This window comes from Pseudomonas sp. 18058 (genome assembly GCF_902706155.1).
Taxonomy (GTDB): domain Bacteria; phylum Pseudomonadota; class Gammaproteobacteria; order Pseudomonadales; family Pseudomonadaceae; genus Aquipseudomonas; species Aquipseudomonas rustica.
This window is the reverse complement of the sequence record NZ_CACSJY010000007.1, coordinates 45,806-71,232: the sequence shown is the minus strand read 5'-3', so window position 1 is coordinate 71,232 and position 25,427 is coordinate 45,806. Positions and strand designations below refer to the sequence as shown.

General features: G+C 58.9%; 23 protein-coding genes and 1 tRNA gene. 9 read left to right on the top strand and 15 right to left on the bottom strand.

What is annotated here, in order from left to right; translation table 11 throughout:
• Positions 1-44: 44 nt before the first annotated feature.
• The 4 genes from GVL50_RS05760 to GVL50_RS05745 form a co-directional block, all read right to left on the bottom strand.
• A complete protein-coding gene (locus GVL50_RS05760) occupies positions 45-2,435 on the bottom strand; it encodes a TonB-dependent siderophore receptor (protein ID WP_159812070.1) in 2,391 nt (796 codons plus the stop codon).
• Between the two features lie 118 nt (positions 2,436-2,553).
• On the bottom strand, positions 2,554-3,543 hold the full coding sequence (locus tag GVL50_RS05755; protein ID WP_159812069.1) for a FecR domain-containing protein: 990 nt from the start codon (positions 3,541-3,543) through the stop codon (positions 2,554-2,556).
• Positions 3,530-4,045, bottom strand: coding sequence for a sigma-70 family RNA polymerase sigma factor (locus tag GVL50_RS05750; RefSeq protein ID WP_053120679.1), 516 nt, complete (start codon positions 4,043-4,045; stop codon positions 3,530-3,532). The genes GVL50_RS05755 and GVL50_RS05750 overlap by 14 nt, the downstream gene beginning before the upstream one ends.
• Positions 4,046-4,315: 270 nt before the next feature.
• A tRNA-Ser gene (locus GVL50_RS05745) sits at positions 4,316-4,403 on the bottom strand.
• 122 nt (positions 4,404-4,525) lie between these two features.
• On the opposite strand from GVL50_RS05745, the gene GVL50_RS05740 reads away from it, so the two are divergent.
• Positions 4,526-5,197, top strand: a complete 672-nt coding sequence (locus GVL50_RS05740; protein ID WP_053120677.1) for a Bax inhibitor-1/YccA family protein — start codon at positions 4,526-4,528, stop codon at positions 5,195-5,197.
• Positions 5,198-5,266: 69 nt separating this feature from the next.
• Here GVL50_RS05740 and GVL50_RS05735 read toward each other — a convergent pair whose 3' ends face one another.
• Both GVL50_RS05735 and GVL50_RS05730 read right to left on the bottom strand, forming a co-directional pair.
• Positions 5,267-5,593, bottom strand: coding sequence for a YceK/YidQ family lipoprotein (locus GVL50_RS05735; RefSeq protein ID WP_159812068.1), 327 nt, complete (start codon positions 5,591-5,593; stop codon positions 5,267-5,269).
• A 58-nt stretch (positions 5,594-5,651) separates the two neighbouring features.
• A complete protein-coding gene (locus GVL50_RS05730; RefSeq protein ID WP_159812067.1) occupies positions 5,652-6,089 on the bottom strand; it encodes an Lrp/AsnC family transcriptional regulator in 438 nt (145 codons plus the stop codon).
• Between the two features lie 138 nt (positions 6,090-6,227).
• On the opposite strand from GVL50_RS05730, the gene GVL50_RS05725 reads away from it, so the two are divergent.
• Positions 6,228-7,127, top strand: a complete 900-nt coding sequence (locus GVL50_RS05725; protein WP_159812066.1) for a DMT family transporter — start codon at positions 6,228-6,230, stop codon at positions 7,125-7,127.
• Here the strand turns inward: GVL50_RS05725 and GVL50_RS05720 are convergent.
• The 5 genes from GVL50_RS05720 to GVL50_RS05700 form a co-directional block, all read right to left on the bottom strand.
• A complete protein-coding gene (locus GVL50_RS05720; RefSeq protein WP_159812065.1) occupies positions 7,124-9,022 on the bottom strand; it encodes an acyltransferase family protein in 1,899 nt (632 codons plus the stop codon). The two genes, GVL50_RS05725 and GVL50_RS05720, sit on opposite strands and share 4 nt — an antisense overlap.
• 81 nt (positions 9,023-9,103) lie before the next feature.
• Positions 9,104-10,153 (bottom strand): FUSC family protein, encoded by a 1,050-nt coding sequence (locus tag GVL50_RS05715; protein WP_172680118.1) that lies wholly within the window; start codon positions 10,151-10,153, stop codon positions 9,104-9,106.
• A gap of 52 nt (positions 10,154-10,205) precedes the next feature.
• Positions 10,206-11,165, bottom strand: a complete 960-nt coding sequence (locus tag GVL50_RS05710; protein ID WP_053120670.1) for an HlyD family secretion protein — start codon at positions 11,163-11,165, stop codon at positions 10,206-10,208.
• Between the two features lie 2 nt (positions 11,166-11,167).
• The gene (locus GVL50_RS05705; RefSeq protein ID WP_053120668.1) at positions 11,168-11,515 is read right to left on the bottom strand and encodes a DUF3302 domain-containing protein; all 348 of its coding nucleotides are present in this window, start codon (positions 11,513-11,515) and stop codon (positions 11,168-11,170) included.
• A gap of 102 nt (positions 11,516-11,617) precedes the next feature.
• A complete protein-coding gene (locus GVL50_RS05700; protein WP_159812064.1) occupies positions 11,618-13,243 on the bottom strand; it encodes an NADP-dependent glyceraldehyde-3-phosphate dehydrogenase in 1,626 nt (541 codons plus the stop codon).
• A gap of 414 nt (positions 13,244-13,657) precedes the next feature.
• Between GVL50_RS05700 and GVL50_RS05695 the strand changes: the two genes are divergently transcribed.
• The 5 genes from GVL50_RS05695 to GVL50_RS05675 all read left to right on the top strand — a co-directional run bounded on the left by GVL50_RS05695 (position 13,658) and on the right by GVL50_RS05675 (position 18,048).
• Positions 13,658-14,014, top strand: coding sequence for a cytochrome c5 family protein (locus tag GVL50_RS05695; RefSeq protein WP_159812063.1), 357 nt, complete (start codon positions 13,658-13,660; stop codon positions 14,012-14,014).
• A 76-nt stretch (positions 14,015-14,090) separates the two neighbouring features.
• A complete protein-coding gene (locus tag GVL50_RS05690; protein ID WP_178124159.1) occupies positions 14,091-15,419 on the top strand; it encodes a D-arabinono-1,4-lactone oxidase in 1,329 nt (442 codons plus the stop codon).
• A 74-nt stretch (positions 15,420-15,493) separates the two neighbouring features.
• On the top strand, positions 15,494-16,702 hold the full coding sequence (locus GVL50_RS05685; protein WP_178124158.1) for a DSD1 family PLP-dependent enzyme: 1,209 nt from the start codon (positions 15,494-15,496) through the stop codon (positions 16,700-16,702).
• Between the two features lie 185 nt (positions 16,703-16,887).
• A complete protein-coding gene (locus GVL50_RS05680; protein WP_053120939.1) occupies positions 16,888-17,364 on the top strand; it encodes a YbjN domain-containing protein in 477 nt (158 codons plus the stop codon).
• Between the two features lie 174 nt (positions 17,365-17,538).
• A complete protein-coding gene (locus GVL50_RS05675) occupies positions 17,539-18,048 on the top strand; it encodes a GNAT family N-acetyltransferase (RefSeq protein ID WP_159812060.1) in 510 nt (169 codons plus the stop codon).
• Between the two features lies 1 nt (position 18,049).
• Here GVL50_RS05675 and GVL50_RS05670 read toward each other — a convergent pair whose 3' ends face one another.
• Positions 18,050-18,742 carry an aspartate/glutamate racemase family protein gene (locus tag GVL50_RS05670; RefSeq protein WP_159812059.1) on the bottom strand — a complete coding sequence of 231 codons (693 nt, stop codon included), beginning with the start codon at positions 18,740-18,742 and terminating at the stop codon, positions 18,050-18,052.
• 199 nt (positions 18,743-18,941) lie between these two features.
• On the opposite strand from GVL50_RS05670, the gene GVL50_RS05665 reads away from it, so the two are divergent.
• Entirely contained in the window at positions 18,942-19,433 is a 492-nt protein-coding gene (locus GVL50_RS05665; protein WP_053120651.1) for a hypothetical protein, read from the top strand.
• A gap of 110 nt (positions 19,434-19,543) precedes the next feature.
• On the opposite strand, the gene GVL50_RS05660 is transcribed toward GVL50_RS05665, so the two are convergent.
• Together GVL50_RS05660 and ccoN are read right to left on the bottom strand one after the other, a co-directional pair.
• Positions 19,544-19,765, bottom strand: a complete 222-nt coding sequence (locus tag GVL50_RS05660) for a cbb3-type cytochrome c oxidase subunit 3 (protein ID WP_159812058.1) — start codon at positions 19,763-19,765, stop codon at positions 19,544-19,546.
• A gap of 15 nt (positions 19,766-19,780) precedes the next feature.
• Complete coding sequence (gene ccoN, locus GVL50_RS05655) at positions 19,781-21,208, bottom strand: cytochrome-c oxidase, cbb3-type subunit I (RefSeq protein WP_053120937.1); 1,428 nt, start codon at positions 21,206-21,208, stop codon at positions 19,781-19,783.
• A gap of 521 nt (positions 21,209-21,729) precedes the next feature.
• Between ccoN and GVL50_RS05650 the strand changes: the two genes are divergently transcribed.
• The gene (locus GVL50_RS05650; RefSeq protein WP_159812057.1) at positions 21,730-22,704 is read left to right on the top strand and encodes a hypothetical protein; all 975 of its coding nucleotides are present in this window, start codon (positions 21,730-21,732) and stop codon (positions 22,702-22,704) included.
• Positions 22,705-22,920: 216 nt separating this feature from the next.
• Here the strand turns inward: GVL50_RS05650 and GVL50_RS05645 are convergent, their stop codons facing one another.
• On the bottom strand, positions 22,921-25,290 hold the full coding sequence (locus tag GVL50_RS05645; protein WP_159812056.1) for a tetratricopeptide repeat protein: 2,370 nt from the start codon (positions 25,288-25,290) through the stop codon (positions 22,921-22,923).
• Positions 25,291-25,427 lie beyond the last annotated feature (137 nt).

Sequence of the window (25,427 nt, the reverse complement as noted above, 5' to 3'; positions counted from 1 at the left end):
CAGCGGGTACCGCTTCCAATGTGCGAGAAGGCCTGCCTACCGGCTTACCACTTGTAACTCACTTTGGCGGTAATCTCACGGCCCGGGTTGTAGAAGTTCGCGGTGCCGGAACCGACCACGTGCTGCTCATCCAGCAGGTTGCTGAGGTTCACCGCAAGGTCGGTGCCCTTGGCGATTTTGTAGTTGAACGCGGCGTCGAACAGCGTGGTGCCATCGCTTTTGCCTGAGTTGGCGGCGTCGAAGTAATACGAGCCGACGTAGCGCGCACCCAAGCCAACGCTGACATCCGTGGCGGGGACGTCGTAATAACTCCAGAGCGAAGCGGAATGCTTGGGTGCCGTGGCGAATTCATTGCCCTTCAGGGAGCTGCCGTCATACAACGAACCGCGCTGTACCTCGGACTCCATATAGGAATAACCACCGATCAGGCTGAGGTTCTGCGTCACCTGCGCCTTGGCCTCCAGGTCGAGACCGCGCGCACGCGATTCGCCCACTGTCTGTTGCTCAATGATGCCGCTCGGCAGCACCACGGCGATGGTGACGTTTTCCTGGGTCAGGTCATAAACAGCTGCGGAGAACAGGGCGTCCATCCCCATCGGCGCATACTTCACGCCTATTTCGTACTGCCTGCCGGTCTGCGGTGTGACGCCAACCTGCGGCGGCGAGACGGACTCCACCATGCTCACATAGGTCGACACCTCATCGTTGACGATGTAGGTCAATGCACCTCGGTAAGAGGTTTCGGAGAAGGTGTCTTTCTCAGTGGATTCCAGACCTTTGCTGGTCAGATCCATCGAGTCGTTGCGCACGCCCCCGGTGACGATGAAACGCTCGTAGAACGACAGGTTCTGCTGCAGGAATACGGCTTTGGTGGTCGCGTCTCGCTTGTTCACGGCATACGGCGCGATTGAGCGTGAAACGCCAGTAAACACGGGGTTTGCAATGTCAATCGAGGTCGTCGGGGCGTAGACCGAGCTTTCCTTGGTGGTCGAATCGAGGTACTCCACGCCGACCAGACTGCTGCTGTCGATGTTCTCGAAACGGGCATCGTATTGCAGCATCAGATTGCCGTTGAACTGGTCGGCTTCGGTGTCCGTTCCAAACTGATAGCGGTCAACGGTAGTACCGACTCGCGCGGCGCTGTCGCTGAGGTAAACGTAGCCAAAATCATCGGTCAACTTGCTGTAACGCAGGTTGCTGCGCAGCACGAAGCCATTGTCGAAGTCATGGGTGATGTTACCGCTGAGGCTGGTGCGCTCGACATCGTGAAAGTTGTAGCTGGGCTCGCCATAGAACTTGCTGCGGTCGTATTCCTTGTCCAGCGGATAGCCGCCACTGTTGGGCGAACTTTCTGTTTTCAGGTAGTCGAGAATCATCGTCGCCGACGTGAAATCCGTCGGTGCCCAGGTGAGGCCACCCATAAACAACTGGTTGTCGTCCTGCGAGTGATCGTACTCGCGGTCGCTGTTCTGGCCTTTGGCAGTAAAGCGGCCAGCCAGGGTCTTCTCGTCGTTCAGCGCATCGCCGACATCGATGCCTGTCTCGACATGGTCAAAGGAGCCGTAGGTCACATAGCCTTGGCCGAACTGCTCGAAGCGCGGCTGTTTGGTCACGAAGTTTACCGAGCCTCCGGGATCGGCCGGGCCGAACAGGGTGGAGTTGGCGCCGCGCAGAATTTCGATGCGCTCATAAGCGAATGGATCTTCGCGCACGCCGCGCATCGAACTCAGGGTCAAGCCGTCACGGTAGGTGGTCGCCTGGAATCCGCGGATCTGGAAATAGTCGTTACGGTCATCCGTACCGTAGAAGTCAGTGATTACGCCCGGCGTGTATTGCAGCGCCTCTTCCGTGGTGCTGACGCTGCGCTGTTCCATTTCCTTGTTGGTGACCACCGATACCGATGCCGGTGTATTGAGAATGCTGGTGGCCACTTTGCCGCCAACCCAGAGTTCCTTGGCGACCACCGAGTTGGCGTCGTCGTCGGCACTGACCCTGACCTTGGCATTAATGATGAGGGGGGCGAGGCGGTAGTCCTCGATACCCGTTGCGTCGAGTTCAAGTGGGCCGGCAGGCGCTGGTTGAGGTGTCAGCAGGTAAGCGGTCGGGCCTTGCTGCTCGATCTGCAATTCGCTTCCCTGCAACAACGTCGACAGTGCGGTCGACGTATCCAGCGTGCCGTTCACGCCTGCCGTTGTGCGATTCGCAACGCTCGAGGCATCGTAGGAAAGACTGATGCCAGCCTCGCGCGCAAAGCGGTCAAGCGCCGGCGCCAATGGGCCGGCAGCGATATTCCACTGCTGAACCTGTTTGCGCTGTTCGGCGCTCGAAGATTGCGCCAGCGACGGCAGGGCGTAGCTGCTGACCATCAAACCCAGAATCACACCGTGTACGGCGTGGCTCAGTGGATGGCGCTGTGTGACCGCGGACGAACTCATTTTCTCGCTCCAAGGAAGGGTATCGACAGATTGGCCTGTAAGTCGGCCTTCCTTACAAGTCGAACGAGAATGAGAAACTACCTCATTATTTTTGCTAAATAAGACAAAAGAAGTTTATTCAACTGGCAGCGGTCAACGTCACCCAATAACGCGTCCGATAATCAACGCGCAAATGCAGCGACTGTGCGACCAATGTCAGTACCTGATCGTTGTCGGCGAGCTGAAAAGTGCCGGAAACCCGAAGGTCGGCAACCTCTTTGGCGCAGCGCAATACGCCGGGGCGGTAGCGCGACAACTCCGCGACAAAATCGCCAAGGCGCATATTGCGTGCGCTGATCACCCCGTCATTCCAGCCCCAGACATCCAGGCCATTGTCCCTGTACTCACGGGCGCCACTTGATGTAAACAGCAGCTGATTGGCGGTCTGGGCACTGCGGCTACTGCTGGCGGCCAGGGTTTGACTGGCGCCAGGAAATACCGTGACGGTGCCTCCCTGAACCGCGAGCAAGGTGCCGTCGTCACGTTCCCGCGCCAGGAAGCGGGGACTTTGCGCGCGTATGATTCCGTCGCGTGTTTGTACCCAAAAGGGACGCGCGTGCGCCGCGTGTTCATCCGCGCCGACATTCACGATGACCTCACCACGCCGCAGAATGAGCAGACGTCGCTGGGCGTCGAAATCACTGTCGACAGCGCTGTCGCTATTGAGCTGGACAAGGCTGCCGTCATCGAGTTGCACGCGGCGCTGCTCGCCGGTGCTGCTGCGTTGCTGCGCAAGCATGGCCGGTACGGGTGTGTAATCCCGGCCGAGCCAGGCGGCGGCGCCAACCGTGGCCAAAAGGCCTAACAGCTTCAGGCTTTCCCGTCGGCGCAGGCCATGGCGGGAACCATCAAGGGTTTGTCGGGCCAATTGCGGCGGCATGCTCGCGAACTCATCTCCAAGCGATTCCACACGCTGCCACGCCAATCGATGCTCCGGACGCTGCTGCAGCCAAAGCTCAAAAGTGCGCTGCGTTTGCTCATCTGCCTTGTTGAAGCGAAGGCGCACCTGCCAGTGGATGGCCTGGTCTACAACGGCCGGATCCAGCGCCTGCGACTCATGCCTCGACATAACGCAACCGATAGCAGTGTTGCAGGGCGGTGGCCAGGTCGCGCTCCACCGTCGCCCGGGAAACGCCGAGTTTTTCGGCTATTTGCGCACAGGTCAAACCGTCGAGCCGGGCAAATAAAAACGCCTGGCGAACTCGCGGTTTGAGCATGTCGAGCATGCGGTCGATTCGCTCGAGCGAATCCAGAATGAGCAGTCGGCTTTCTTCCGAGGGCACCTCGTGTTGAGGCAGCAACGCGACGCTTTCCAGGTAAGCACGTTCGAGTTCGCGACGACGATACTGATCAATCATCAGCCCGCGGGCAATGCTGCTCAGATAAGCACGGGGTTCGCGCAAGGGGCTTGATTGCCGGGATTTGAGCAGACGCACAAAGGTGTCTTGCGCCAGGTCTGCGGCGTTATCGCGACAACCAATGCGTCGGCTCAACCAGCCATGTAACCACGAGTGGTGGGTGCGATAGAGCAGCGCTAGATCTGCAGTGCCTAGTGTGTCGTCGCTGCTCATCGGCATCCCGGAAAGTACATGATTGATAATTACTCGCATTCTACTCAGGCGATAGGCCTCAGGTAAATGCCTGCGTTCAGCGTTTGTTTTCGCTGGAGGCAATCAATCAGGAAGTCTTGGGGAGCGTGTTTTAACGCAACGGTTTTACCGTGCCGTGCGGGTGCATGCCTCACCTGCGGCCATCACGCGGCAGGTGAGGCAATGCGCGCAATTCTCAGACGCCAGAAACGACAAAGCCCTGAATAATCAGGGCTTTGTCGGTACCAAATATGGCGGAGGCGATGGGATTCGAACTCATGGACCTGTTACAGTCGACGGTTTTCAAGACCGTTGCCTTAAACCACTCGGCCACACCTCCGTTGCGTTGCGGGCGCCATAATACCTGAATGAAACACACTGTCAAACTCTCTGCATGGCTTGTTACAGAGCGTCTGTTATGATCTTTGCGACTGAACGTTTCAAACCAACAGGAGTGTCGCCATGCGCGAACAGGATTACGCAGTTAATAACGGCGTGCAGGCTGAGCAGCTAGAGGTTAGCCGCGTCCTGCGCAACACTTACGGCCTACTGGCTCTGACCCTCGCATTCAGCGGCGTGATGGCTTTCGTTGCGCAGCAGATGCGCGTTGGCTACCCGAACATTTTCGTGGTGCTGATCGGCTTCTACGGGCTGTTCTTCCTCACTAACAAACTCCGCGACTCCGCGTGGGGCCTGGTGTCGGCGTTTGCCTTGACCGGTTTCATGGGTTTCCTGCTCGGCCCGATCCTCAACCGTTACCTGGGCATGCAGGGCGGCGCTGAAGTGGTCAGCTCGGCATTTGCCATGACTGCACTGGTCTTCGGTGGTCTGTCGGCTTACGTGCTGATCACCCGTAAAGACATGAGCTTCCTCGGTGGCTTCATCACCGCTGGTTTCTTCGTCCTGCTGGGCGCAACGCTGGCTAGCTTCTTCTTCCAGATCAGCGGCCTGCAACTGGCGATCAGCGCAGGTTTCGTGCTGTTCTCGTCGGTCTGCATTCTGTTCCAGACCAGCGCCATCATCCATGGCGGCGAGCGTAACTACATCATGGCGACCATCAGCCTGTATGTATCGATCTACAACCTGTTCATCAGCTTGTTGCAGATCTTCGGCATCATGAGCCGCGACGACTGATCGCTGTCGATAGAAAACGAAAAACCCGCCTCGGCGGGTTTTTTGTTGTCTGCAGGAAAGCTTACGGTATCAATTGATAATGATGCTGCCGTCTGTGTGCTGTTTATAGATGGTGTAAGGCAGCAACAGCGTATCGAGGACGCCGGACGCCGCTGCATCGATCAGCACGCCGGGGTTGGCATTGTTGTAGTCGAAGGTGTCGACACCGTCCTTCACTTCCGCGTGCATCAGGCAGAAGTCGTAGGTCACGCCGCTGTAGATTCGGGGCACCGCACCGCAGTAGGTTTTTTCGTCCGTGAGGCTCTTGGCCGCGGCTTGATCGCTGCGCACGACCGTTTGCACCGTCCCGCAACCACTGAGCATCACCGCTGCAATCAACATGACCTGAGTTTTCATTACCGCCAATCCTTCGCCGGAAAAAACTCAATCTACGCCGAACCTGTTGGAAAAGCACTCACGCCATCGGTGGCAGACGGCGCTTGACCGGGGTCTTCTTGACGATCGCGGTGTTGGTTTCCGCCAGCGTATTGAGGCGGTCGAGGAGGGTGTCCAGTTGTTCCATCGAGCGCACGTGCAGGCGGGCGATAAAGCAGTCTTCGCCCGTCACCTTGTCGCATTCGGTGAATTCGGGGATCGACATGATTTGCCGCTCGACTTCCTGCAACTGCCCCGGCAACGGCCGCACGCGGACGATGGCTTGCAGTTGATAGCCGAAGCATTTCGGATCGATCTCGACGGTGTAGCCCTTGAGTACGCCGCGTTCTTCCAGACGCTTCAAGCGCTCGGCCACGCTGGGTGACGACAATCCGCTGAACTGCGCCAATGCCTTGAGCGAGCGGCGCGAGTCTTCCATCAATGCGCTAATCAGAATCTGGTCGATATCGTCAGTCATGTAGCTCCTCCCGGATTAGGCGATTTCAGAAAATCACCTGCGATAAAAAAGGCAGATTCGCAGTTTAGCCTGTCTTTTGCTCTGGAGAGAGCCGCTGTCCGCTTGGCATACTTTTGTCACAAAGACAGGAGATAAACGATGGACACAACAACCCGCCGCGGCTCATTTGAAATGACCGCCGCCATGCTGATATCAGGAACCATCGGCTGGTTCGTGTTGGTCTCCGGGCAACCGGTGCTGGACGTGGTGTTCTGGCGCTGCGTGTTCGGCGCTGGCACCTTGTTGCTGATTTGCGCTGCGTTCGGCTTTCTGCGCCCGGGCATCCTCACTCGCACCACATTCTTGCTGGCGGTGCTCAGCGGTGTGGCGATTGTTGGCAACTGGCTGCTGTTGTTCGCCTCGTATTCGAAAGCCTCAATTGCCATCGGCACGGCGGTGTACAACGTGCAGCCGTTCATGCTGGTGGGTTTGGCGGCGCTGTTTCTCGGTGAAAAAATCACCCTGCAGAAGCTGTTCTGGCTGGCGATTTCATTTATGGGGATGCTGGCGATTGTCAGCGCCCACGGTACGCAGGGCGAGAGCGGAAACGATTACCTGATGGGTATTGCCCTGGCGCTGGGCGCGGCGTTTCTCTATGCGATAGCCGCGCTGATCATCAAGCGTTTGACCGGCACACCGCCGCACTTGATCGCGCTGATCCAGGTCTGCACCGGCGTACTGTTGCTCGCACCATTCGCGCATTTCTCCGCGCTGCCGCAAGCGCCGAGTGCGTGGGCCAGCCTGATCACGCTGGGCATCGTCCACACCGGCCTGATGTACGTGTTGCTCTACGGCGCGATCCAGAAACTGCCGACCGCACTGACCGGTGCGCTGTCGTTCATCTATCCGATTGCGGCGATTTTCGTCGATTGGTTCGCCTTCGGTCATCGACTGCAACCGCTGCAATGGCTGGGCGTGGCGGCGATTCTGCTGGCGGCAGCGGGCATGCAGCAGGGCTGGGGTTTCAAGCCCAGAGCCGGTGTCGCTGCACGCCCTTAGATGGCTTTGATCAAATCTTTGAACGCGCCTTTCAACAGCTGATTGCCGGCATCGACCAGATGATTGTCATCAAAGTACAGCGGCTCGCCATTCAGCGAACCCATGCAATTGCCGTCGGGGCATAGCGATGGCGTTGGGTCGATCACCGTCGCGTTGCACTGTTTGGCAGCGGCTTCGATGGTGAAATTGGCGATCCTGTTGCGTTTTTGATAGTCGACCAAAGGTACTGAGATATCGGCGGTCTGCTGGAAAATCCGCTGATTGAGGTTCAGTCCTTTATATACGCTGAAGGGCATTTCCGGGATCGGCCGGACGATATACACCGGATGGTTTTGCGCGATCTCACACACAGTTTTGCTGTACTCGGCCACGTATTCGTCGATGAAGGCCGATTCACCTTTGGGGCTGTCAGGGAAGTGAATGCGATAGCTGTTGCCCCGGCCGGGATCGGAGTACAGCGCGGCCCGACTGAACAGCACCACCGGAACGCCCTTGTATGAATCCTTCAAGATCTGCAGCTTTTCATGGTTGAAGGCTTGGCACTTGGCTTGCAGATCCTTGTCGTGCATTTCGAAGTTCTGCAGTTGAGGACAGCCACCGCGTGACCACGATAGCGCGGCGTGCGGATTGTTTATCTGCACCGCAGCGGCGGTCGATTCGGCATGGCTGTCGCCGAACAGAATCACCGAAACATCCCCGGTGCCCAGTTTGCAGTCCGCCGCGTCGTAGGCGTTGGCGTAGCACGCTTTTGGGTAGAGTTTGCTGGCGTATTGCGGTTGTCCGAGGTCGACGAATGCAAACCGCGCAGCGGGATACTTCTTCACTAGCGACGAGGTCACCGACGCCACGACAATGACCGCCACCGTCAGCGCGGCGAACTTGAACAGCGTGCGCGGCGGCGTGGTGATCTTGCGGGTTTTCGATTCCACGTATCGGAAGGACAGCGCACCGAGCACGAACGACAGAACAATGCCGCCCAGCACATGCGGCCAACTGCTGAGCAAACCGCACAGATACAGCAGCACCACCAGCGGCCAGTGCCAGAGGTAAACGGAGTAGGAAATGCTTCCGGTAAATTGCAGCGCCTTGTTGCGGCTGAACAGCGAATGCGTGTTGCCGTAAATCACCAGCATCGTCCCCAGCACCGGCAGCAGCGCCAGATAACCTGGCCAGAGATCGTTTTCGGAAAAGCCCAGAACGCTGATCAAAATCGCGATCAAGCCAAGCGCTTCGCTGAGCAAGCCATTACGCTGGCTGAGCCGCAGCGGAAACAGAAAGACCAGTCCGCCGGCAATCATTTCCCACGCGCGGGTGGGCAGCATATAGAAGGCAAAGGTTGGATTTTTTTCTGTCACAACCACGGATGCGGCGAGCGAAACCACGGCCAGTGCGAGCAGCGCATAGCGGGTCTTTTGCGAACCGAAGAATTTGTACAGCCCCATCACCAGCACGGGGTAGAGCATGTAGAACTGCCATTCGACTGAGAGCGACCACGTGTGCAGCAGCCAGTTCTCGTGCAGCGGTGCGTCGAAGTAATTGCCGTCCTTGGCGAACAGGAAATTCGAGCTGAACAGGAGGCTGCTTTTGATCGTGCGGATAGATTCGCGGAAGTCATCTAGCGGCAAATACACGTAACCGAAAATCAACAGCGCCACGCACAGTGTCGCCAGCGCCGGAATGATCCGCCGGGCCCTTGAGGCGTAGAAGCCGAGCAGGGAAAACTTTTGTTGTTGCAGACCGCTGAAGATGATCCCGGTCATGAGGAAACCGGAGATCACGAAAAACACGTCGACCCCGGCAAAGCCGCCATCGAAACCGAGGACGTTGAAGTGAAAGAGCACCACCGACAAAACGGCGAGTGCCCTCAAAGCATTGATGTTTTCCCTGAACTGCATGTGCGCATCCATTCACGTACTTTGCGATGGCGCATTGTAGTGATCATGTCTGCGTTGTTACATGGGAAAATTCGCCGCGCGTCAGATGTTCCAGCGCGGCGCGGTTTTCGCTAGCCGCTGACGCATGTCGCCGATATTCGCGGCGAGCTGTCGGGTCAATAAGCGATAACCGTCCAGCGCGCTGTAAACCGGTGCGTCCAGGCCGGCGTCCGGCAACTCCACAGGTCGATCGAGACGTTGGCTTGCGCCGGTTTTCAACGCCCGCGCCATGCCGATCAATTGCACCCGAATCTGCCGGTGTTCAGCCTTCAGCGCTGATTGCAGATGCGCCATGGCCTCGGGGTCGTTAGCGTCCGGGCGGGTGTTGCCGAGGATTTCCAGGGTGCTGATGCACATGCGCAGGTTGCGCTGGATCGCATCCAGTTCGGTCATGGAAATCTTCACTTCCTTGGACACCGACGGCATCAGCGAGCGCAGTTGCACCATCACCGTGCCCAAACGGCCCATCAGTTTCAGATGCTCATCGGCGCTGACCGGTTGGCCGCTGATGATCCGTCCATACACAGTGGCGCAATCGCGCAGCGCATCGGCGAGGTTGTAGCGCCACGAGTACACGGCGTACAGCGGCAGCGCGAAGGAAAAGGCCAGGGCGAGGGCGATACCGATCAGAATATCGACGCCCCGCCACAAGCCGTCGGTGATCGGGTTGTCACCATGCCCGGCGACGATAAACACAGTGATCGCCGAGAGCAGAGCGGTGTAACCCCCCTTGCCGATGGCGTGATAGGAGAAGAATCCGCAGACCACCGCCATCGCAAAGTACGTCAGCCACGGCATGCCGAGCCACGCCTGTTGCGCCACGAGAACCAAGCCTACGGCGGCGCCGATCAACGTGCCGGTGGCGCGTTCGGCGGCTTTTTTGCCGATGTTGCCGTGGTGCTGCAAGCCGCCAATTACCACCAGCATGGTCACCGAAGCCCACTCGCCGTGGGGCAGATTGATGCCGGTGGTCAGCAGAATCGTCGCCAGCAAACCGAGGGCCACCCGCACGGCGTGGATCAGTCGGGCGTGGCGGTAGCGCCGGTACGGATCGAGCAACGGTCGCAGGATTCGGCGCAATAGCGGTGGCAGTCGATGGGTGCTGTGAGTACTCAGTGCGAACCTCTCGTCAGTGTTTTTCAGATCAATGGAAAGGGAAAATGTAATTCATCCAGGCCGCCATGCGCAGGAGAATTTTGCGCATCGCGCCGATGTGATGAAAGTGCTGACTGTACAGCGCCGCCTGACCGTAAGCGCCGCCGGGCATCTGTTTGGCGTACTGGGCGTAGTCCGGATCGGTGATCTCAATGATCACCGGCACTCGCCCGGCCGGCGGTGAACCGGTGTAGCCGATCAACGTGCCGGACGGTTGAATCTGTCCTTCGGCAATCACGCCGATGACGCTTTTCACCCGACCTTCGAAGACCTTGCCGGGAATGCCGTCGAAGGCGACTTCTGCCTCGTCGCCGACGGTCAGACGCAGCAGGCTGTTCTGACGCATCCACGCAGCAAAATACTGGCCTTCTTCGGGGATAAATACCATGGACGGGCGCAGCGGCAACTTGCTCGCCATCATCCCCGGACGCAACGAAACGTGGGTGACGAAACCTTTGCTCGGCGCGCGAACGGTGGTGTTGTCCAGCTCGAACTGGGCGTTGTCGAGTTGCGCCTGCAGGTCATCGGTGCGTGAGATGGCGGCATCCAGTTCGCGCTGAGTGCCGAAGTTACGGCGGATCAATTCGGTGATGCGATAACGATCGCCCTTGGCCGCGACCAGTTGCGCCTTCAGCGATTTGACCCGGTTTTCAAACGGCGTCGGATCGATGCGAAACAGCACATCGCCTTTTTCCAGCGGCTCGTTGCCGTGCACCGGTACTTCGATCACCTGGCCGCTGACGATGGGAATCACTGGCACAGAGACGAAGTAGGAACGCGCCACCTCGGAGTAGGGGTGGTTGTAGTTCATGGTGAAAATCAGCGCACCGATGATCAGGATTCCGCCCAGAACGGCGGTGGGCACCGTCCATTTATTCAGCGGGATGCGGAAGATCTTGAACAGCGCGACACAGAATGCGGCGTACGTGAGGATGAGCAGCAGGTCCATGCTCAGTTCCCCTCTTTATCAGAGCGCGGTGACTGCGCCTCAAGTCGCTCAATGCGACCTTGCAGCTCTATGACTTGCTGTTCCAGCCGCAGCACATGGTTCTGCACCGGTTTGCCGTCGCCGAAACCCCAACCGCGATCCTCGCGATACGCCATCGCCCAGATCCACAGAAACGGCCACAGCGCATGCAGGGTGAACAGGCTGACCCAGCCCGTGGCATGGATCGCATCCTGATGCGGGTGATTACGGTGAACGGCAATTTCGTACGGAATGTCATGCAGCACGATGATCCCGTAGAACAGCACGAGACCGACAAACACCAACAGACCCAACGCGACGTAATCAAGCATGTCCAGCTCCCGGCATCCAGCGCAGCGCTGGAATCAGTGTAGACACTGAAATGCCGGGGGCTTTGTGGATTTAGACGAGAAGCTGATGACTTCCCAATCCGCTTAGAAGATGTAGTCCGTGGTCAGGAAGCTCGAATCGCGCCCACGAATGATTTCGCTGATCAGATCCTTGTTGCTGTCCTGGAACTTGGTCGCCACCAGCGTGCGGATCGAAAACACCCGCAAGGCGTCGTGCACCGACAACGTCCCTTCAGCGGAGTTTTTGCGCCCGTTGAACGGATAAGTGTCCGGGCCACGCTGGCATTGCGCGTTGAGGTTGATCCGCCCGACCTGATTGGCAAAGGTGTCGACCAGTCGGCCGACCGCCACCGGGTTGGTGCCGAAGATGCTCAACTGCTGGCCGAAATCCGACTCCAGCACGTAATCGATCACCGTATCGAGGTGACGGTACGGCACGATCGGCACCACCGGGCCGAACTGCTCTTCCTGATAAACGCGCATCTGCGGGTTCACCGGGTACAGCACCGCCGGGTAAAAGAACGACTCGCGGGATTCGCCGCCATTGGGGTTGACCACTTGCGCGCCTTTGCTCTGCGCGTCGGCCACCAGAGCGTGCAGATAATCGACCTTGCCTGCCTCCGGCAACGGCGTCAGCGACACACCGCTGTCCCACGGCATGCCCGGTTTCAGCGTGGCCAGTTTGGCGTTGAATTTTTCGATAAAGCTGTCGACCACGTCTTCATGGACGAAGAGGATTTTCAGTGCGGTGCAGCGCTGGCCGTTGAACGACAGCGAACCGGTGACGGCTTCGCTGACGGCATTGTCCAGATCGACCTCCGGCAAGACGATGCCCGGGTTCTTCGCGTCCAGACCCAGGGCGGCGCGCAAGCGGTGTGGTTTTGGGTGGAGTTTTTTCAGGTCGCTGGCGGCTTTGTTGGTGCCGATGAAGGCGAAAATATCGATCTTGCCGCTGGCCATCAGCGCGCTGACAGTTTCGCGGCCACTGCCGTAGATCACGTTGATCACGCCGGTCGGGAAGCTGTCGCGGAAGGCTTCAAGCAGAGGGCGGATCAGCAGGACGCCGAGCTTGGCCGGTTTGAACACCACGGTGTTGCCCATGATCAGCGCCGGGATCAGCGTGGTGAAAGTCTCGTTCAGCGGATAGTTGTAAGGGCCCATGCACAGCGCGACGCCGAGTGGTACGCGGCGGATCTGGCCGAGGGTGTCCTGTTCCAGCTCGAAACGGCTGGAGCGGCGGTCGAGTTCCTTGAGCGCGTTGATGGTGTCGACGATGTAATCGCAAGTACGGTCGAACTCTTTTTCCGAATCCTTGAGGTTCTTGCCGATTTCCCACATCAGCAGTTTCACCACGGCGTCGCGCTGTTGGCGCATGCGCCCGAGGAAGGCTTCGACATGCTGAATGCGTTCGGCCACGCGCATGGTCGGCCACAGGCCCTGGCCACGATCGTAGGCACGCACGGCGGCGTCGAGGGCGGTGAGGGCGGTTTCGGCATCGAGCAACGGCGTGCTGCCGAGGATGACTTGTTCGTCGCCATTGTCACCGTGCAGATACACCGGGCTGCGCACCGTGGCGAGCGGGCCGTCCCAGCGGCGCAACTGGCCGTCGACCAGATATTCGCGTTGCTCAATCTGGCCGTCGAGGCGATATTTTTCCGGGATGTCGCTGACAGAAGGGAACAGATTGCCAAGGATGTTTGCTGTGCTCATGTCGCTACCCCGCGTACCAATTTGAAAGTCTGTAACGGTTATACGCCTGAATGCCCTGAATTTTAAACCCGCAAATGTCACCCGAATGTCACCCAAACCCCCAGAACAGAAGGGGTGACCACACAGCCCCCCTGTAGGAGCTGCCGAAGGCTGCGATCTTTTGATCTATCAGACCTATGCGATCCAGTGTGGGAGCGGGCTTGCTCGCGAAGGCGTGGTGTCAGGCGACATCATTGTTGAATGATCGACCGCTTTCGGGAGCAAGCCCCCTCTCACGATGGATTTGTGGTGTTTTGAGAGTTTTCTACTGGCCCCGTTTGCCCCCCTCACTGTCCCGCAATGCCCTCAACCCGCTGGCGCGCCTGCCTTAAGGTGTGATCACAACAATAAGCGATGCCACCCTTGAGGATCGTCATGCGGGCAATTCCCATCACATTACTGCTGACTTTATCCGTGGCGCTGTCTGGCTGCGGCGAAGACCCCAAACCTCCGGCCACCACCGCCAGCAACGCCATGCCCAAAGACCCGGCACTGGCGCAGATCTACGCCAACAGTTGCCAGCTCTGCCACGCCAATCCCGCCGCCAACGCGCCACTCACCGGCGACCGCAAAGCCTGGGAACCGCGCATCCAGCAAGGCGCAGACACGCTGCTCGACCACGCCATCAACGGCTACAACGGTATGCCGCCGATGGGGCAGTGCGTCGAGTGCAGCGAAGAACAATTTCTGCAATTGATCGGCTTTATGGCCGACCAGTCGCTCCCACAATAAGGTGCCCGGCATGACGATGGATCTGACACGGCGCCAGTTATTGCAACGGGCAAGCATCATCGGCGCGTTCAGCGCGTTGGCGAGCAATCCGGCTCTGGGCCAATTGATGCGCGCGCCACGGCTGATTCCGTGGCGCAACTGGTCGGGCGGGCAGAGTTGCCTGCCGGCGGCGCGCCTTGCGCCGAAGAATCTCGACGAACTGACAAGTGTGATCAAACAGGCCCAAGGCAAGATCCGCCCGGTCGGTTCGGCGCATTCCTTCAGCGCTCTGGTGCCCACTGACGGTACGCTGTTGTCGCTGAGCTACTTCAATGGCCTGCTTGATCACGACGCGAAAACCCTGCAAGCCGAATTCGCCGCCGGTACGCCGATGTCGCGCATGGGCGTACCGTTAAAAGACATCGGCCAGGCCCTGCAAAACATGGCCGACATCGACTACCAGACCCTCGCCGGCGCGATCTCCACCTCGACCCACGGCACCGGCAAAAACTTCCAGTCCTACTCGGCCCACGTCTGCGGCATGCAGTTGGTGACGGCCAGCGGCGAGGTGCTCGACTGCGACAGTCAGCACAATTCTGAGGTATTCAATGCTGCGCGGGTCTCCCTCGGCGCCCTCGGCGTGGCGACCAAAATTCGTCTGCAAAACCGTCCGGCTTATCGTCTGCGCGAACGCCAATGGATCGCCAAGACTGAAGAGCTGCTGGAAGACATCGACAAGAACACCAGCGAAAACCAGCACTGGGAAATGCTCGTCGTCACCCACTCTGACTACGCCTTGTCCATCGCCCTCAACGAAACCGACGAGCCGGCCACGCCGCCCATCCCGCCGGAAGAAGAGGGCGGCAACGAGTTCGTCACTCTGATCGAAAAGATCGACAAATATGGCAGCGACTTCCCCGACCTGCGCCGCACCATGCTCAATAGCCTGCGCCATCTGGCGAGTTTCGATGATCGCATCGGCGACTCGTTCGACATCTACGCCAACGTGCGCACCGTGCGCTTCAACGAGATGGAATATTCGGTGCCCGCCGAACACGGCCCGGCCTGTCTGCGCGAGATTCTCAAGCTGATTCAGGACAAGGATCTGCGCACCTGGTTTCCCATCGAGTACCGCTACATCAAAGCCGACGACATTCCGCTGAGCATGTTCGAGGGCCGCGACAGCTGTTCGATCTCGGTGCACCAGCATTACCAGATGGATCATCACAACTTTTTTGCGGCGGTCGAGCCGATTTTCTGGAAGTACAACGGCCGCCCGCACTGGGGCAAATTGCACACGCTCAACGCGAAAAACCTGCAACCGCTGTACCCGCGCTGGCGCGAGTTTGTCGACGTGCGCCAGGCGCTGGATCCGAGTGGACGATTCTTGAACGCGCATCTGTCATCTATTTTGGGGGTGAGCTGATGGCGGTTAATCGACGTAACTTCCTGCTCGGTACATTGGGCGTCGGCGCCTTGTTGGTCGGCGTTGGCGCGTGGTTGCGGCCGGGCGATCGTGGCGGGCCGTACAGCGATTATTTTCGTGCGCTCAATCGCGAGTTGAAAGATAAAGGCCCGATGCGGCCGGTGCTGCTGATCGATCTGGATCGACTCGATCACAACATCGACGTGGTCATGCAGTCGGTGAAGCGCGGCGGCAAGCAGTTGCGCCTGGTCGAGAAATCACTGCCGTCGCCGGGGCTGCTGAGTTACATCGCGCAACGCGCGGGGACACAGCGTTTGATGTCGTTTCATCAGCCGTTTCTCAATCACGATGCGGTGACCTTTCCGCAGTCGGATATTTTGCTCGGCAAGCCATTGCCGGTACGTTCAGCCGAGTTGTTTTACCAAACCCACAAAGGCCCGTTTGATCCGTCGAAGCAGTTGCAATGGCTGCTCGACGGCCCTGAACGATTGCAGCAATACCTGCAACTCGCACAGGGCTTGGGCACGCGGATGCGCATCAACATCGAGCTGGATGTTGGCCTGCATCGTGGCGGGGTCAGTGATGTGAATGTGCTGGGGCAGATGCTCAAGCTGATCAGCGCCAACCCGCAGCATCTGCAGTTTGCCGGGTTTATGGGCTACGACCCGTTCGTGGGCATGGGCGTGCCGGGGATACTCGGTTCGCCCGAGGAATTGTTCGCCAAGGTCATGGTGATTTATCAGCGCTGCGTTGATTTCACTCGACAGCAGTTTCCCGGTTTGTGGCACGACGGACTGTGCCTGAACACCGCCGGCAGCCCGAGTTATCGCATGCATGAACATGAGAAGCTGAGCACGGAAGTGTCGGTGGGCACGGCGATGCTCAAGCCGACGCATTACGATTTGCCGTCGCTGACCGAGCATGTACCTGCGACCTATATCGCCACGCCGGTGTTGAAAAGCACCGGCGCGGTGAACATCCCGGCGCTGGACGACAAGTCGCGGCTGTTTTCTTGGTGGGACGCGAATCAGCGCGAGACCTTTTTCATCTACGGCGGCAACTGGATGGCCGAATTCGAATCGCCGCAGGGTTTGCAGAGCAACACGGTATACGGGCGCAGCTCGAATCAGGAAATGGTCAACGGCTCCAGCGCTGTCGGCCTGAATATCGAAGATCAAGTCTTCCTGCGCCCGACCCAGACTGAAGCCGTGCTGCTGCAATTTGGCGACCTGCTGGCGGTGCGCGGCGGCAAAATTATCGACACCTGGCCGGTCTATTCCTGAAGCAAAAGATCGCAGCCTTCGGCAGCTCCTACATTGGGCGGTATTCCCCTGTAGGAGCTGCCGAAGGCTGCGATCTTTTGATTTTGATTCTCCATGCCAACCCGGCAGAACGGTCTACGCTTGAAAACGCCATGACCGAATCAGCCCAAGCATGGCGTCTCAATCTGAAGAACAAGGAAGATCCAATGACTCAATTGATCACCCAGGTGTCCCCGCAATCCTTGACCGACGTGCTGCAAGCCGCCGGTTATCGCGTCAACCAGACCGAACAGAACGGCATCGTCCAGCTACTCAGCGCCAGCCAGGGCATTGGCTACGCCGTGCGTTTCGGCAATCCGGCGGCGGAGCAGGGCAGCTACGTCGATTTCACCTTCAGTTGCGCATTGCGCGTGCAAGGTGAGCTGCCCGCCGGCGTCGCGGAACGCTGGAACGCCACTCGGCGTTTTGCGCGGTTGTCGTTGCAGGGCGAATTTCTGGTGATGGAAATGGACGTGGTGGTCGGCGCCGGGGTCAGCAACGATCACCTGCGCGGCAACCTCGAATTGTGGGATCGCCTGTTGCAGGAGTTCATCGTCTATCTGCGTGATTTCAGCCAGACCGCGCAAGCCTCGACCACAACCGCAACAGCGGCCGTCGCCGAAGAAGAAGTCGCCCTGACCTGACACACATCCCCTGTGGGAGCGGGCTTGCTCGCGAAAGCGGTGGATCAGGCGCTACAGGTTTTGAATGTGCCGACGCCTTCGCGAGCAAGCCCGCTCCCACATTTTGAATCTCGCTAAACAGACAGATGCTGGTTTAGAGTGGACGGCCACATAGAGATCACGGACGGATCTGCCATGCCTGACGACATCCATATCGAACGCTTCAGCGAAGCCCACATTGAGGGCATCACTGCGCTCTACAACGACCCGGCCGTGGCGCGGCAGGTGTTGCAGATGCCGTTTCAATCCACCGAAGTCTGGCGGCAGCGGTTGCAGGCGGAAAACGATCGGGCGGTGAAGCTGGTGGCGCTGCATGAAGGCGTGGTGATCGGCAATCTCGGGCTTGAAGCGTTTTCGCGGATTCGCCGGGCGCATGCCGGCAGTTTTGGCATGGCCGTCGCAGTAGCGTGGCAGGGCAAAGGTGTTGGGTCGAAACTGTTGACGGCGGCGCTGGACGTCGCCGACAACTGGATGAACCTGCACCGCGTCGAGCTTTCGGTGTATGCCGATAACGAAGCGGCGATCAGCCTCTACCGCAAGTTCGGGTTCGAGGATGAAGGGCTGTTCCGCGATTACGCGGTGCGTGACGGGCAATGGGTCGACACCCTGAGCATGGCCCGTCTGCGACGCAGCACTAAAATCTGACTCAGTCGCCCAGTGCGAACGCCACCGCCGACTGTGCATGCAGTTCGGTGGTGTCGAGCAGGGGCAGGGCGCTGTGTTCGGGTTTGATCAACATGCCGATTTCGGTGCAGCCGAGGATGATTGCCTGAGCGCCGCGTGCGGTCAGGGATTCAATGACTTTTTGGTAGGTCTGCCGCGAGGCTTCGCTGATCACGCCGACACACAGTTCGTCGTAGATGATCCGGTGCACGTCCTTGCGTTCGGCTTCGTCCGGCACCAGAACCTTCAAACCCTGAGCGATCAGGCGCTGCTTGAGGAAATCCTGTTCCATGGTGAACGCTGTGCCGAGCAGGCCAACGGTGCGTGCGTCGATTGCGATCGCAGCCTGGGCTGCCGGTTCGGCGATGTGCAAAAACGGAATGGTGATCGCTGCCTGAATCTGCTCGGCGACCTTGTGCATGGTGTTGGTACACAGCACCACGCATTGCGCGCCGCCCGCTTCGAGCCTGCGTGCAGCGTCCACCAGAATCGCCGCCGCATCGTCCCAGCGCCCGGCGTGCTGGGCTTGTTCGACCGGGCCGAAGTCGACGCTGTACATCAGTATTTGCGCCGAACGCAGTGGCCCGAGCCGGTCGCGAACCTGTTGGTTGATGAGTCGATAATATTCGGCGCTGGACTCCCAGCTCATACCGCCGATCAGGCCGATGGTGCGCATTGAAATTCCTCGATCAATGATCTGTGTTTTCCCCGAGTGTCCTTTTCTTCAAGGCCTGATGCCAGCAGCAATTGACTGTACCGCTGATCTTTCACGCAAGTGTCACGGTGTGTTGCAAAACCGCAGGCGATTTACCGTACACCGGGGCTTCGATCTGCCACTATCGAACATCGCAGGATCCTTTCCGAGGCACACAGCAATGAGCGACGTACAGCAACTGGGCGAGATGCTTCGTCATTACGCCGAAAGCGAAGCGCACAAAAAGCAACTGTTCGAAACGCAGTCGCAGGTCTGGGCGAGCCGCATCGAAGGGCTGTTCGGCGATATTCAGCGATGGCTGGAGCCGGTGCAGGCGCCGAATCTGCTGGAAGTCAGCCGTGAGGCGTACGTCGCGTTCGGCCCGAGTACCCCGGTTGAGACCTCGACGTTCAAGACCGAGAAGCTGAGCATCGTGATTGCCGGCAAACCGGTGGAGTTTGTGCCGGATGTGATGGGCAGCGCCGGGCAGATTTCGCTGGCAGTGATGGGGCTGACGGCGGCGCGTTACGGCAGTATTTCGTTGGTGGGGCTGCCGGGCGGCGAATGGCAGTGGCGCAAGACCAATGGTTTGAAAGATCCGGACACGTTTGTGTTCGATGCGAATTTTTTGGCGTTGCAATTGCAGAGCCTTATCCCCCGCGAACGCGGCTGATCGCACGCGCTTTTGTAGGAGCTGCCGAAGGCTGCGATCTGTTGATCTTGCTTCTAAAAATCCAAAGTCAAAAGATCGCAGCCTTCGGCAGCTCCTACAGGGGCCGGGATTTACATATCGAGGTTGATCCAACCCGGTTTTAGCGCTTCCGGCGCCACCACTTTCACGCTTTTCCCGGTAGCCAACTCAACCCGCCGCGCCACCTCCGGATCATCAGCAAACGGCACCATACTCGCCTCATCCAGACTCTCCGCCGTCTCCCGCCGCAAGCAGTACTCCACCGCCAGCCACAAAAACACCACGCCCAGCCCATCAAAAAACACCTCGATCATGACGGCCTCCCAGCCTCAGGCAATCTGCGCTTCACGCTGAGCCAGTGCCACATCAGCCACACGCACCGTACGCCAGACGTTGTAAGCCATCAGCAACATCCCGCTAAGAAAAAACACCCCGCCGGCAAAACGCACGATGAACCCAGGGTGACTGGCCTGCAGCGCTTCGACAAACGAGTACGTCAGCGTGCCGTCCTCGTTGATCGCCCGCCACATCAGTCCCTGGGTAATGCCGTTGACCCACATCGAGGCGATGTACAACACCGTGCCAATCGTCGCCAGCCAGAAGTGCAGGTTGATCAACGGCGTGCTGTACATCTGTTCGCGGCCGAAGACTTTCGGCACCATGTGGTAGGTCGCGCCGAAAGTGATCATCGCCACCCAGCCCAACGCCCCGGCGTGAACGTGGCCGATGGTCCAGTCGGTGTAGTGGGAGAGGGCGTTGACGGTTTTGATCGCCATCATCGGCCCTTCAAACGTCGACATGCCATAGAACGCCAGCGACAGCACGAGAAAGCGCAGAATCGGGTCGGTGCGCAATTTATGCCAGGCGCCGGAGAGCGTCATCATGCCGTTGATCATCCCGCCCCAGCTCGGCGCGAGCAGGATCAGCGACATGGCCATGCCCAATGACTGCGCCCAGTCCGGCAGCGCGGTGTAGTGCAAGTGGTGCGGGCCGGCCCAGATGTACAAGGTGATCAACGCCCAGAAGTGCACGATCGACAACCGATACGAATACACTGGCCGATTGACCTGTTTCGGCACGAAGTAATACATCATCCCGAGGAAACCGGTGGTGAGGAAAAAACCCACCGCGTTGTGCCCGTACCACCACTGCACCATCGCGTCGGTGGCCCCGGAATACACCGGATACGACTTGAACCAGTCGACCGGAATCGACAGGTGATTGACCACGTGCAGCATCGCAATCACCAATATGAACGCGCCGAAGAACCAGTTGCCGACGTAGATGTGTTTGGTCTTGCGCTGCACCACGGTGGTGAAGAACACCACGGCGTAGGCGACCCAGACCACGGCCATCCACACCGCGCCGGAAAATTCTATTTCGGCGTATTCCTTGGTGGTGGTGTAGCCCAGCGGCAGGGTGATCAGCATGATCACGATCACCGATTGCCAGCCCCAGAAAGTGAACGCTGCGAGGGTGTCCGAGTACAGCCTCACCTGGCAGGTGCGCTGTACTGCGTAGTAACTGGCGGCGAATTGCGCGCTGCCGGCGAAGCCGAAAATCACCAGGCTGGTGTGCAACGGTCGCAAGCGGCCGAAGGTGGTCCACGGCAAGTCCAGATTCATGTCCGGCCATACTAATTGAGAGGCGATCCATACCCCCATCGCCATCCCCACGACACCCCAGAAAATGGTCGCAATGACGAATTGGCGGACGACTTTGTAGTTATAAGCCTGTCCGATTATTGCTGTGCTCATGGTCAGTTCATCCACGGTTGCAAAGTCTTGCCAGGCCACCCGGTCTGGCATGGGCTGCACTGTAGGAACACCGTGGAAAACAAAACAGGCTCAGGAATTGTTGATTTGTGCGGATCAGATTTTGGCTTTGCCTGCGGCTATCTGACGCGGTCTGATATGGTTTTTTGTACCTTCGACGAGCCTGTTTCCCGCTGCACCGACACTGTCAGGAGAACTCCGTTGTGGCGAGGGGATTTATCCCCGCTCGGCTGCGCAGCAGTCGCAAGCCCGTTGCATGCGGTGTGTCTGATGTACCGGGTCGGCAGGTTTTGGGGCTGCTTCGCAACCCATCGGGGATAAATCCCCTCGCCACAATGGGCCAGTGTGGCCGCAGAAGGATTGCGGCCATTGGATGTGGGGGAAACCCTTACAAGCCTCCGCCATCGGGGATTTTCCCTTGGGTCGATGATGGCATTTTGTTAAAGTCCCGCCCGCCAGCGGGATTCGGCTGGACGATGGAATCGATGAAGGGAGTCGGGTTTGTGAGTGTGGGCAAAAAGATTTTGGGTCTCACAGCGGTGCTGTTGATGCTGACGCTGTGGGCCAGTTACTTCTATGTGTTCAAGGAAAACCGCAACGGCCAGCTCGGCGGTGTCGGCGAAAGCACCGCGTGGTGCGGCACGCCACCGTCTACGCAAGCGGCGTTGCTGGGCAAGGATCAACTGACCTTGCGCGTCACTAATAACCTGCGCGGCGAGTTCATGGTCGGCGGCTCATTGGTGGTGTCCGAGCGCACGTTCAATCGCTACGACCTCGGTCGCAATGAACTGCGCCTGCGCCTGGAACCGCTGCAGTGGACCTTCGGCGCGACGCCGATCTTCCTTGAACAAGTCAAGGTTCAGCCGCTCAGTCGCAACCTCGCATCCTCCAACAAAAGCGCTTACGCCGAACTGGAACCTCGTCCGATCGGCGTTCAGGGCCAGGTCGCCGCGTTCCCGTTCGACACCTATCGCTACGGCTACAAACCGGTGCTCTATTACCTCAAGGGCAGCGAGCGCATCGACCTGCGTTTCAGGAACATCACCACGCTGATGGAAATGTCCAACACTTTCACGCCAATCCAGAAGTACAACCGCGTCGACTACATCAACGAAAAAAACTCGCTGATCCGCGACGAGGATTACAAGCCTTACGGGGCGCACGAATGTGCCTTTAGCGTTGAGCGTAAGGACTCGTTCAAAGTCGTGGTGTTGTTGATGTTGCTGGTGTTATGCCTGCCGCTGATGCTGGTGTTTTATCGCGACGAACCGGGGATCGACTTTCTTGCCACGCTGGTAGGGATTGCCGTGGTGCGGGTGGTGCTGGTCGGGCCGGTGCAGGACTTTCAGTTGTACAACATCGACTTTGTGTTTGGTGCGGCGATTTTGTTAGTGGGCACGGTGTCGCTGATCAAGGCGATGCGGGCGAGTAGCCGGCGGGAGATGGCGTTGAGGAGTGGGGAGACGTCTTCCTGGTGATTGTGGTTTAACCATCAAAAGCCCCTCACCCTAACCCTCTCCCGGAGGGAGAGGGGACTGATTGGGGGATATTGAGGAAGTGCGCCGACTTGCAGGATTGTCTTTGAATCCATAATCGACGCGGTATTTTAGGTCGATGAACCTCGCCCGACAACTCGGTCAGTCCCCTCTCCTTCGGGAGAGGGCTAGGGTGAGGGGACGACATTTTCCAGCCAATCATTTAAGCGCCGGATCCCCCATATTCATCTTCTTCCACCCCTGCAACAACACCTGCGCCTTAGGCTCCTGGCCGCTGTCGAGGTAGTACTGGATCAACGACAGCCGCGCATTACGGTTCGCCGGTTGCACTTTGAGCAGGCCTTCAAGAATCGCGCACGCTTCATCGACATTGCCGCCCTCGTGCAACGCCACCGCCAGTACATAGCCGTACTGGGCGTTCTGCGGTTCCAGTTGCGCAGCTTTGTGCAGCGCAACCATCGCTTCAGTCGTCTTGCCGGCGCGGATCAATGACAAGCCCCGAGTGTGCTGCAACAGCGCGGCGTCCGGGTGTTCCTTGATGCTGTCGTCGAGCAGTGTCTGCGCTTCCTGACTGCGGCCGCTGGCCTCCAGCCATTGCACCAGTGTCACCAGCGCCGGGTAGAAGTCCGGATCACGTTTAAGCGCATCTCGCAGCAACGCTTCAACTTCCGAACTGCGCCCACTGGCCTGATAGAGCATGGCCAGATTGAGGTTCGCTTCGGCGCGTTCCAGCAGACTCTTCTGCACCGCCTCGTACTCGCCAATCGCGGCGTCCCAGTTGGCTTGCGCCACACCTAGACCGCTGCTGCGAGCGACGCTGAGCAAATCGCGCGCGACCACAATGCGCACGGCTTTCACAGGATCGCCCAGCAGTGGCGACAACAACGGTGCACGTTCAGGCGGAGGCAGAAACGCACTGATTGCCCGCGCTGCGCTTTCACGCACTTGCGGCTCAGGATTTTTCAGATCCTGCGTGGCCAGTTTCAACGCCTGTTCGCTTGGATACAGCGGCAATTCCGCCAGCAGGGTGGCGCGCTGGATTGCCGGCAGGTTGCTGCGTTGCAGTTGCGTAAACAGCGCATCCGCGGCGCCGGGCTGGCCATTGCGGATCAGCCACAGGCTTTCGTCATAACGCGGTGCTTGCGGCGCGGTGGAAGCGCTCCACAGCTTGAACTGCGCGGTGACTTTATCGCCAGCCTTGCCTTGATGGCAGGTCAGACACGCGTCCGGCGTGCCGAGCTTCTGCGCGCGTTCCGGGTTGGGAATGCTGAAGCTGTGGTCATGACGGAAGTCGTTGCCCATGTAGAACTTGCCAGGCATGTGGCAATCCACGCACTGCGAACCCGGCTGACCCATGGTGTGGCGCGTGTGTTCGATGGAGTCGTAATTCTTCGCTTGCAGGCCTTTGCCGTCGACCCCTTCAACGGAGGTTTTGCCGGCGGTGTTGTGGCATTGCAGGCACACCGCGTTGCCCGGCGCTTTCAGTTCGTTGCTGTGCGGGTTGTGGCAATTGCTGCAACGCACACCTTTGTCGAACATTTTGCTTTGCAGGAACGAGCCGTGTTCGAACACCTCGTCCTTGATCTTGCCGTCCAGCGCATACAGCTCGCGGGTGAGGGTGCTCGGCAGGTAATCGTCCATCAGGCGTTTGCCGACGGTATAGCCATCGCCCAGCGGCGCACGACGCGCATGGCAACGGGCGCAGGTTTCGATCTCGACCGTGGCGTTCTTGTCCTTGAGGTCGACGTCGAAACCTTGATGGATCAGGTCGCCCTTTTTCTGCGTCCATTCCAGGTGATTGGAGGCCGGGCCATGGCAGGCCTGACAACCGACGCCGAGGCTGTTCCACTGACTGTTGAAGGTATTGCTGGCCGCATCGAAGTTGCGCTTGAAACCGGTGGTGTGGCACTCGACGCACATGAAGTTGGCGTTCTGGCTCGGCTTGCTCCAGTGCAGCGGATTCTTGAAGTTCACGCCTTGGCCGGGATAGAGATGAAACCAGCGGTTTTTCTGGGTATCCCAAGCCACGCCAAGCGCCTGCAAACGGCCTTCGCCAACCTCGATCAGGTACTGCTGCAGCGGCGCGATGCCGAAGGTGTAGGCCACTTTGAAATCGGCGTTCTTGCCGTCGATGCCCGGCGTATTGACCCAGAACTCGTCGCCCTTGCGGGTGAACTTCGTGGTCTCTTTTTCAGCCTTGAACGTGACGTTATTGAAGTCACCGAGCATGGTCTCGGCGTTCGCCGGTTGCATCGCCAATTGGTGGTGCGAGCCTTGCCAGTCTTTGACTTGCTCGGTGTGGCAGCCTTGGCATTGCTGCTCGTCGACCATGCTCGCCGGTTTCAGCGCGACCGCTTGCGGCTTGGGCGCGGCAGGCGCGGGCGCCGGCGCACTGATCGGGGGCACCGTGAGCGGCGCGGTAACGGGCGCAGGGCTGAACAGAAACCAGCCGATCCCCGCCACGGCCGCCAGCAGCACGCCGATGGAGACAGGGAACAGGTAACGAGAAAGTGAAGATTGAGACGAATCAGGGTCAGGTTGTACCGCTTTATTTTTATGCTTGGGCATTACGACTTCCGTGGTCCAGGTGCATTTACCGTCTGGTGTGCATTCAAGCTCGGTGCAGCTTTGCCGGATGGCCGGCGTCTGTCAAATGACCATTGTGATCGGGCGCGCAGCCTTGTGTGAATTTTCTGCTTTTACAT

What these genes read in the sequence shown, in the direction of transcription:
- GVL50_RS05760 (WP_159812070.1), bottom strand. Translation starts at nt 2,435, where the DNA reads ATGAGTTCGTCCGCGGTCACACAGCGCCATCCACTGAGCCACGCCGTA.
- GVL50_RS05755 (WP_159812069.1), bottom strand. Translation starts at nt 3,543, where the DNA reads ATGTCGAGGCATGAGTCGCAGGCGCTGGATCCGGCCGTTGTAGACCAG.
- GVL50_RS05750 (WP_053120679.1), bottom strand. Translation starts at nt 4,045, where the DNA reads ATGAGCAGCGACGACACACTAGGCACTGCAGATCTAGCGCTGCTCTAT.
- GVL50_RS05740 (WP_053120677.1), top strand. Translation starts at nt 4,526, where the DNA reads ATGCGCGAACAGGATTACGCAGTTAATAACGGCGTGCAGGCTGAGCAG.
- GVL50_RS05735 (WP_159812068.1), bottom strand. Translation starts at nt 5,593, where the DNA reads ATGAAAACTCAGGTCATGTTGATTGCAGCGGTGATGCTCAGTGGTTGC.
- GVL50_RS05730 (WP_159812067.1), bottom strand. Translation starts at nt 6,089, where the DNA reads ATGACTGACGATATCGACCAGATTCTGATTAGCGCATTGATGGAAGAC.
- GVL50_RS05725 (WP_159812066.1), top strand. Translation starts at nt 6,228, where the DNA reads ATGGACACAACAACCCGCCGCGGCTCATTTGAAATGACCGCCGCCATG.
- GVL50_RS05720 (WP_159812065.1), bottom strand. Translation starts at nt 9,022, where the DNA reads ATGCAGTTCAGGGAAAACATCAATGCTTTGAGGGCACTCGCCGTTTTG.
- GVL50_RS05710 (WP_053120670.1), bottom strand. Translation starts at nt 11,165, where the DNA reads ATGGACCTGCTGCTCATCCTCACGTACGCCGCATTCTGTGTCGCGCTG.
- GVL50_RS05705 (WP_053120668.1), bottom strand. Translation starts at nt 11,515, where the DNA reads ATGCTTGATTACGTCGCGTTGGGTCTGTTGGTGTTTGTCGGTCTCGTG.
- GVL50_RS05700 (WP_159812064.1), bottom strand. Translation starts at nt 13,243, where the DNA reads ATGAGCACAGCAAACATCCTTGGCAATCTGTTCCCTTCTGTCAGCGAC.
- GVL50_RS05695 (WP_159812063.1), top strand. Translation starts at nt 13,658, where the DNA reads ATGCGGGCAATTCCCATCACATTACTGCTGACTTTATCCGTGGCGCTG.
- GVL50_RS05680 (WP_053120939.1), top strand. Translation starts at nt 16,888, where the DNA reads ATGACTCAATTGATCACCCAGGTGTCCCCGCAATCCTTGACCGACGTG.
- GVL50_RS05675 (WP_159812060.1), top strand. Translation starts at nt 17,539, where the DNA reads ATGCCTGACGACATCCATATCGAACGCTTCAGCGAAGCCCACATTGAG.
- GVL50_RS05670 (WP_159812059.1), bottom strand. Translation starts at nt 18,742, where the DNA reads ATGCGCACCATCGGCCTGATCGGCGGTATGAGCTGGGAGTCCAGCGCC.
- GVL50_RS05665 (WP_053120651.1), top strand. Translation starts at nt 18,942, where the DNA reads ATGAGCGACGTACAGCAACTGGGCGAGATGCTTCGTCATTACGCCGAA.
- GVL50_RS05660 (WP_159812058.1), bottom strand. Translation starts at nt 19,765, where the DNA reads ATGATCGAGGTGTTTTTTGATGGGCTGGGCGTGGTGTTTTTGTGGCTG.
- ccoN (WP_053120937.1), bottom strand. Translation starts at nt 21,208, where the DNA reads ATGAGCACAGCAATAATCGGACAGGCTTATAACTACAAAGTCGTCCGC.
- GVL50_RS05645 (WP_159812056.1), bottom strand. Translation starts at nt 25,290, where the DNA reads ATGCCCAAGCATAAAAATAAAGCGGTACAACCTGACCCTGATTCGTCT.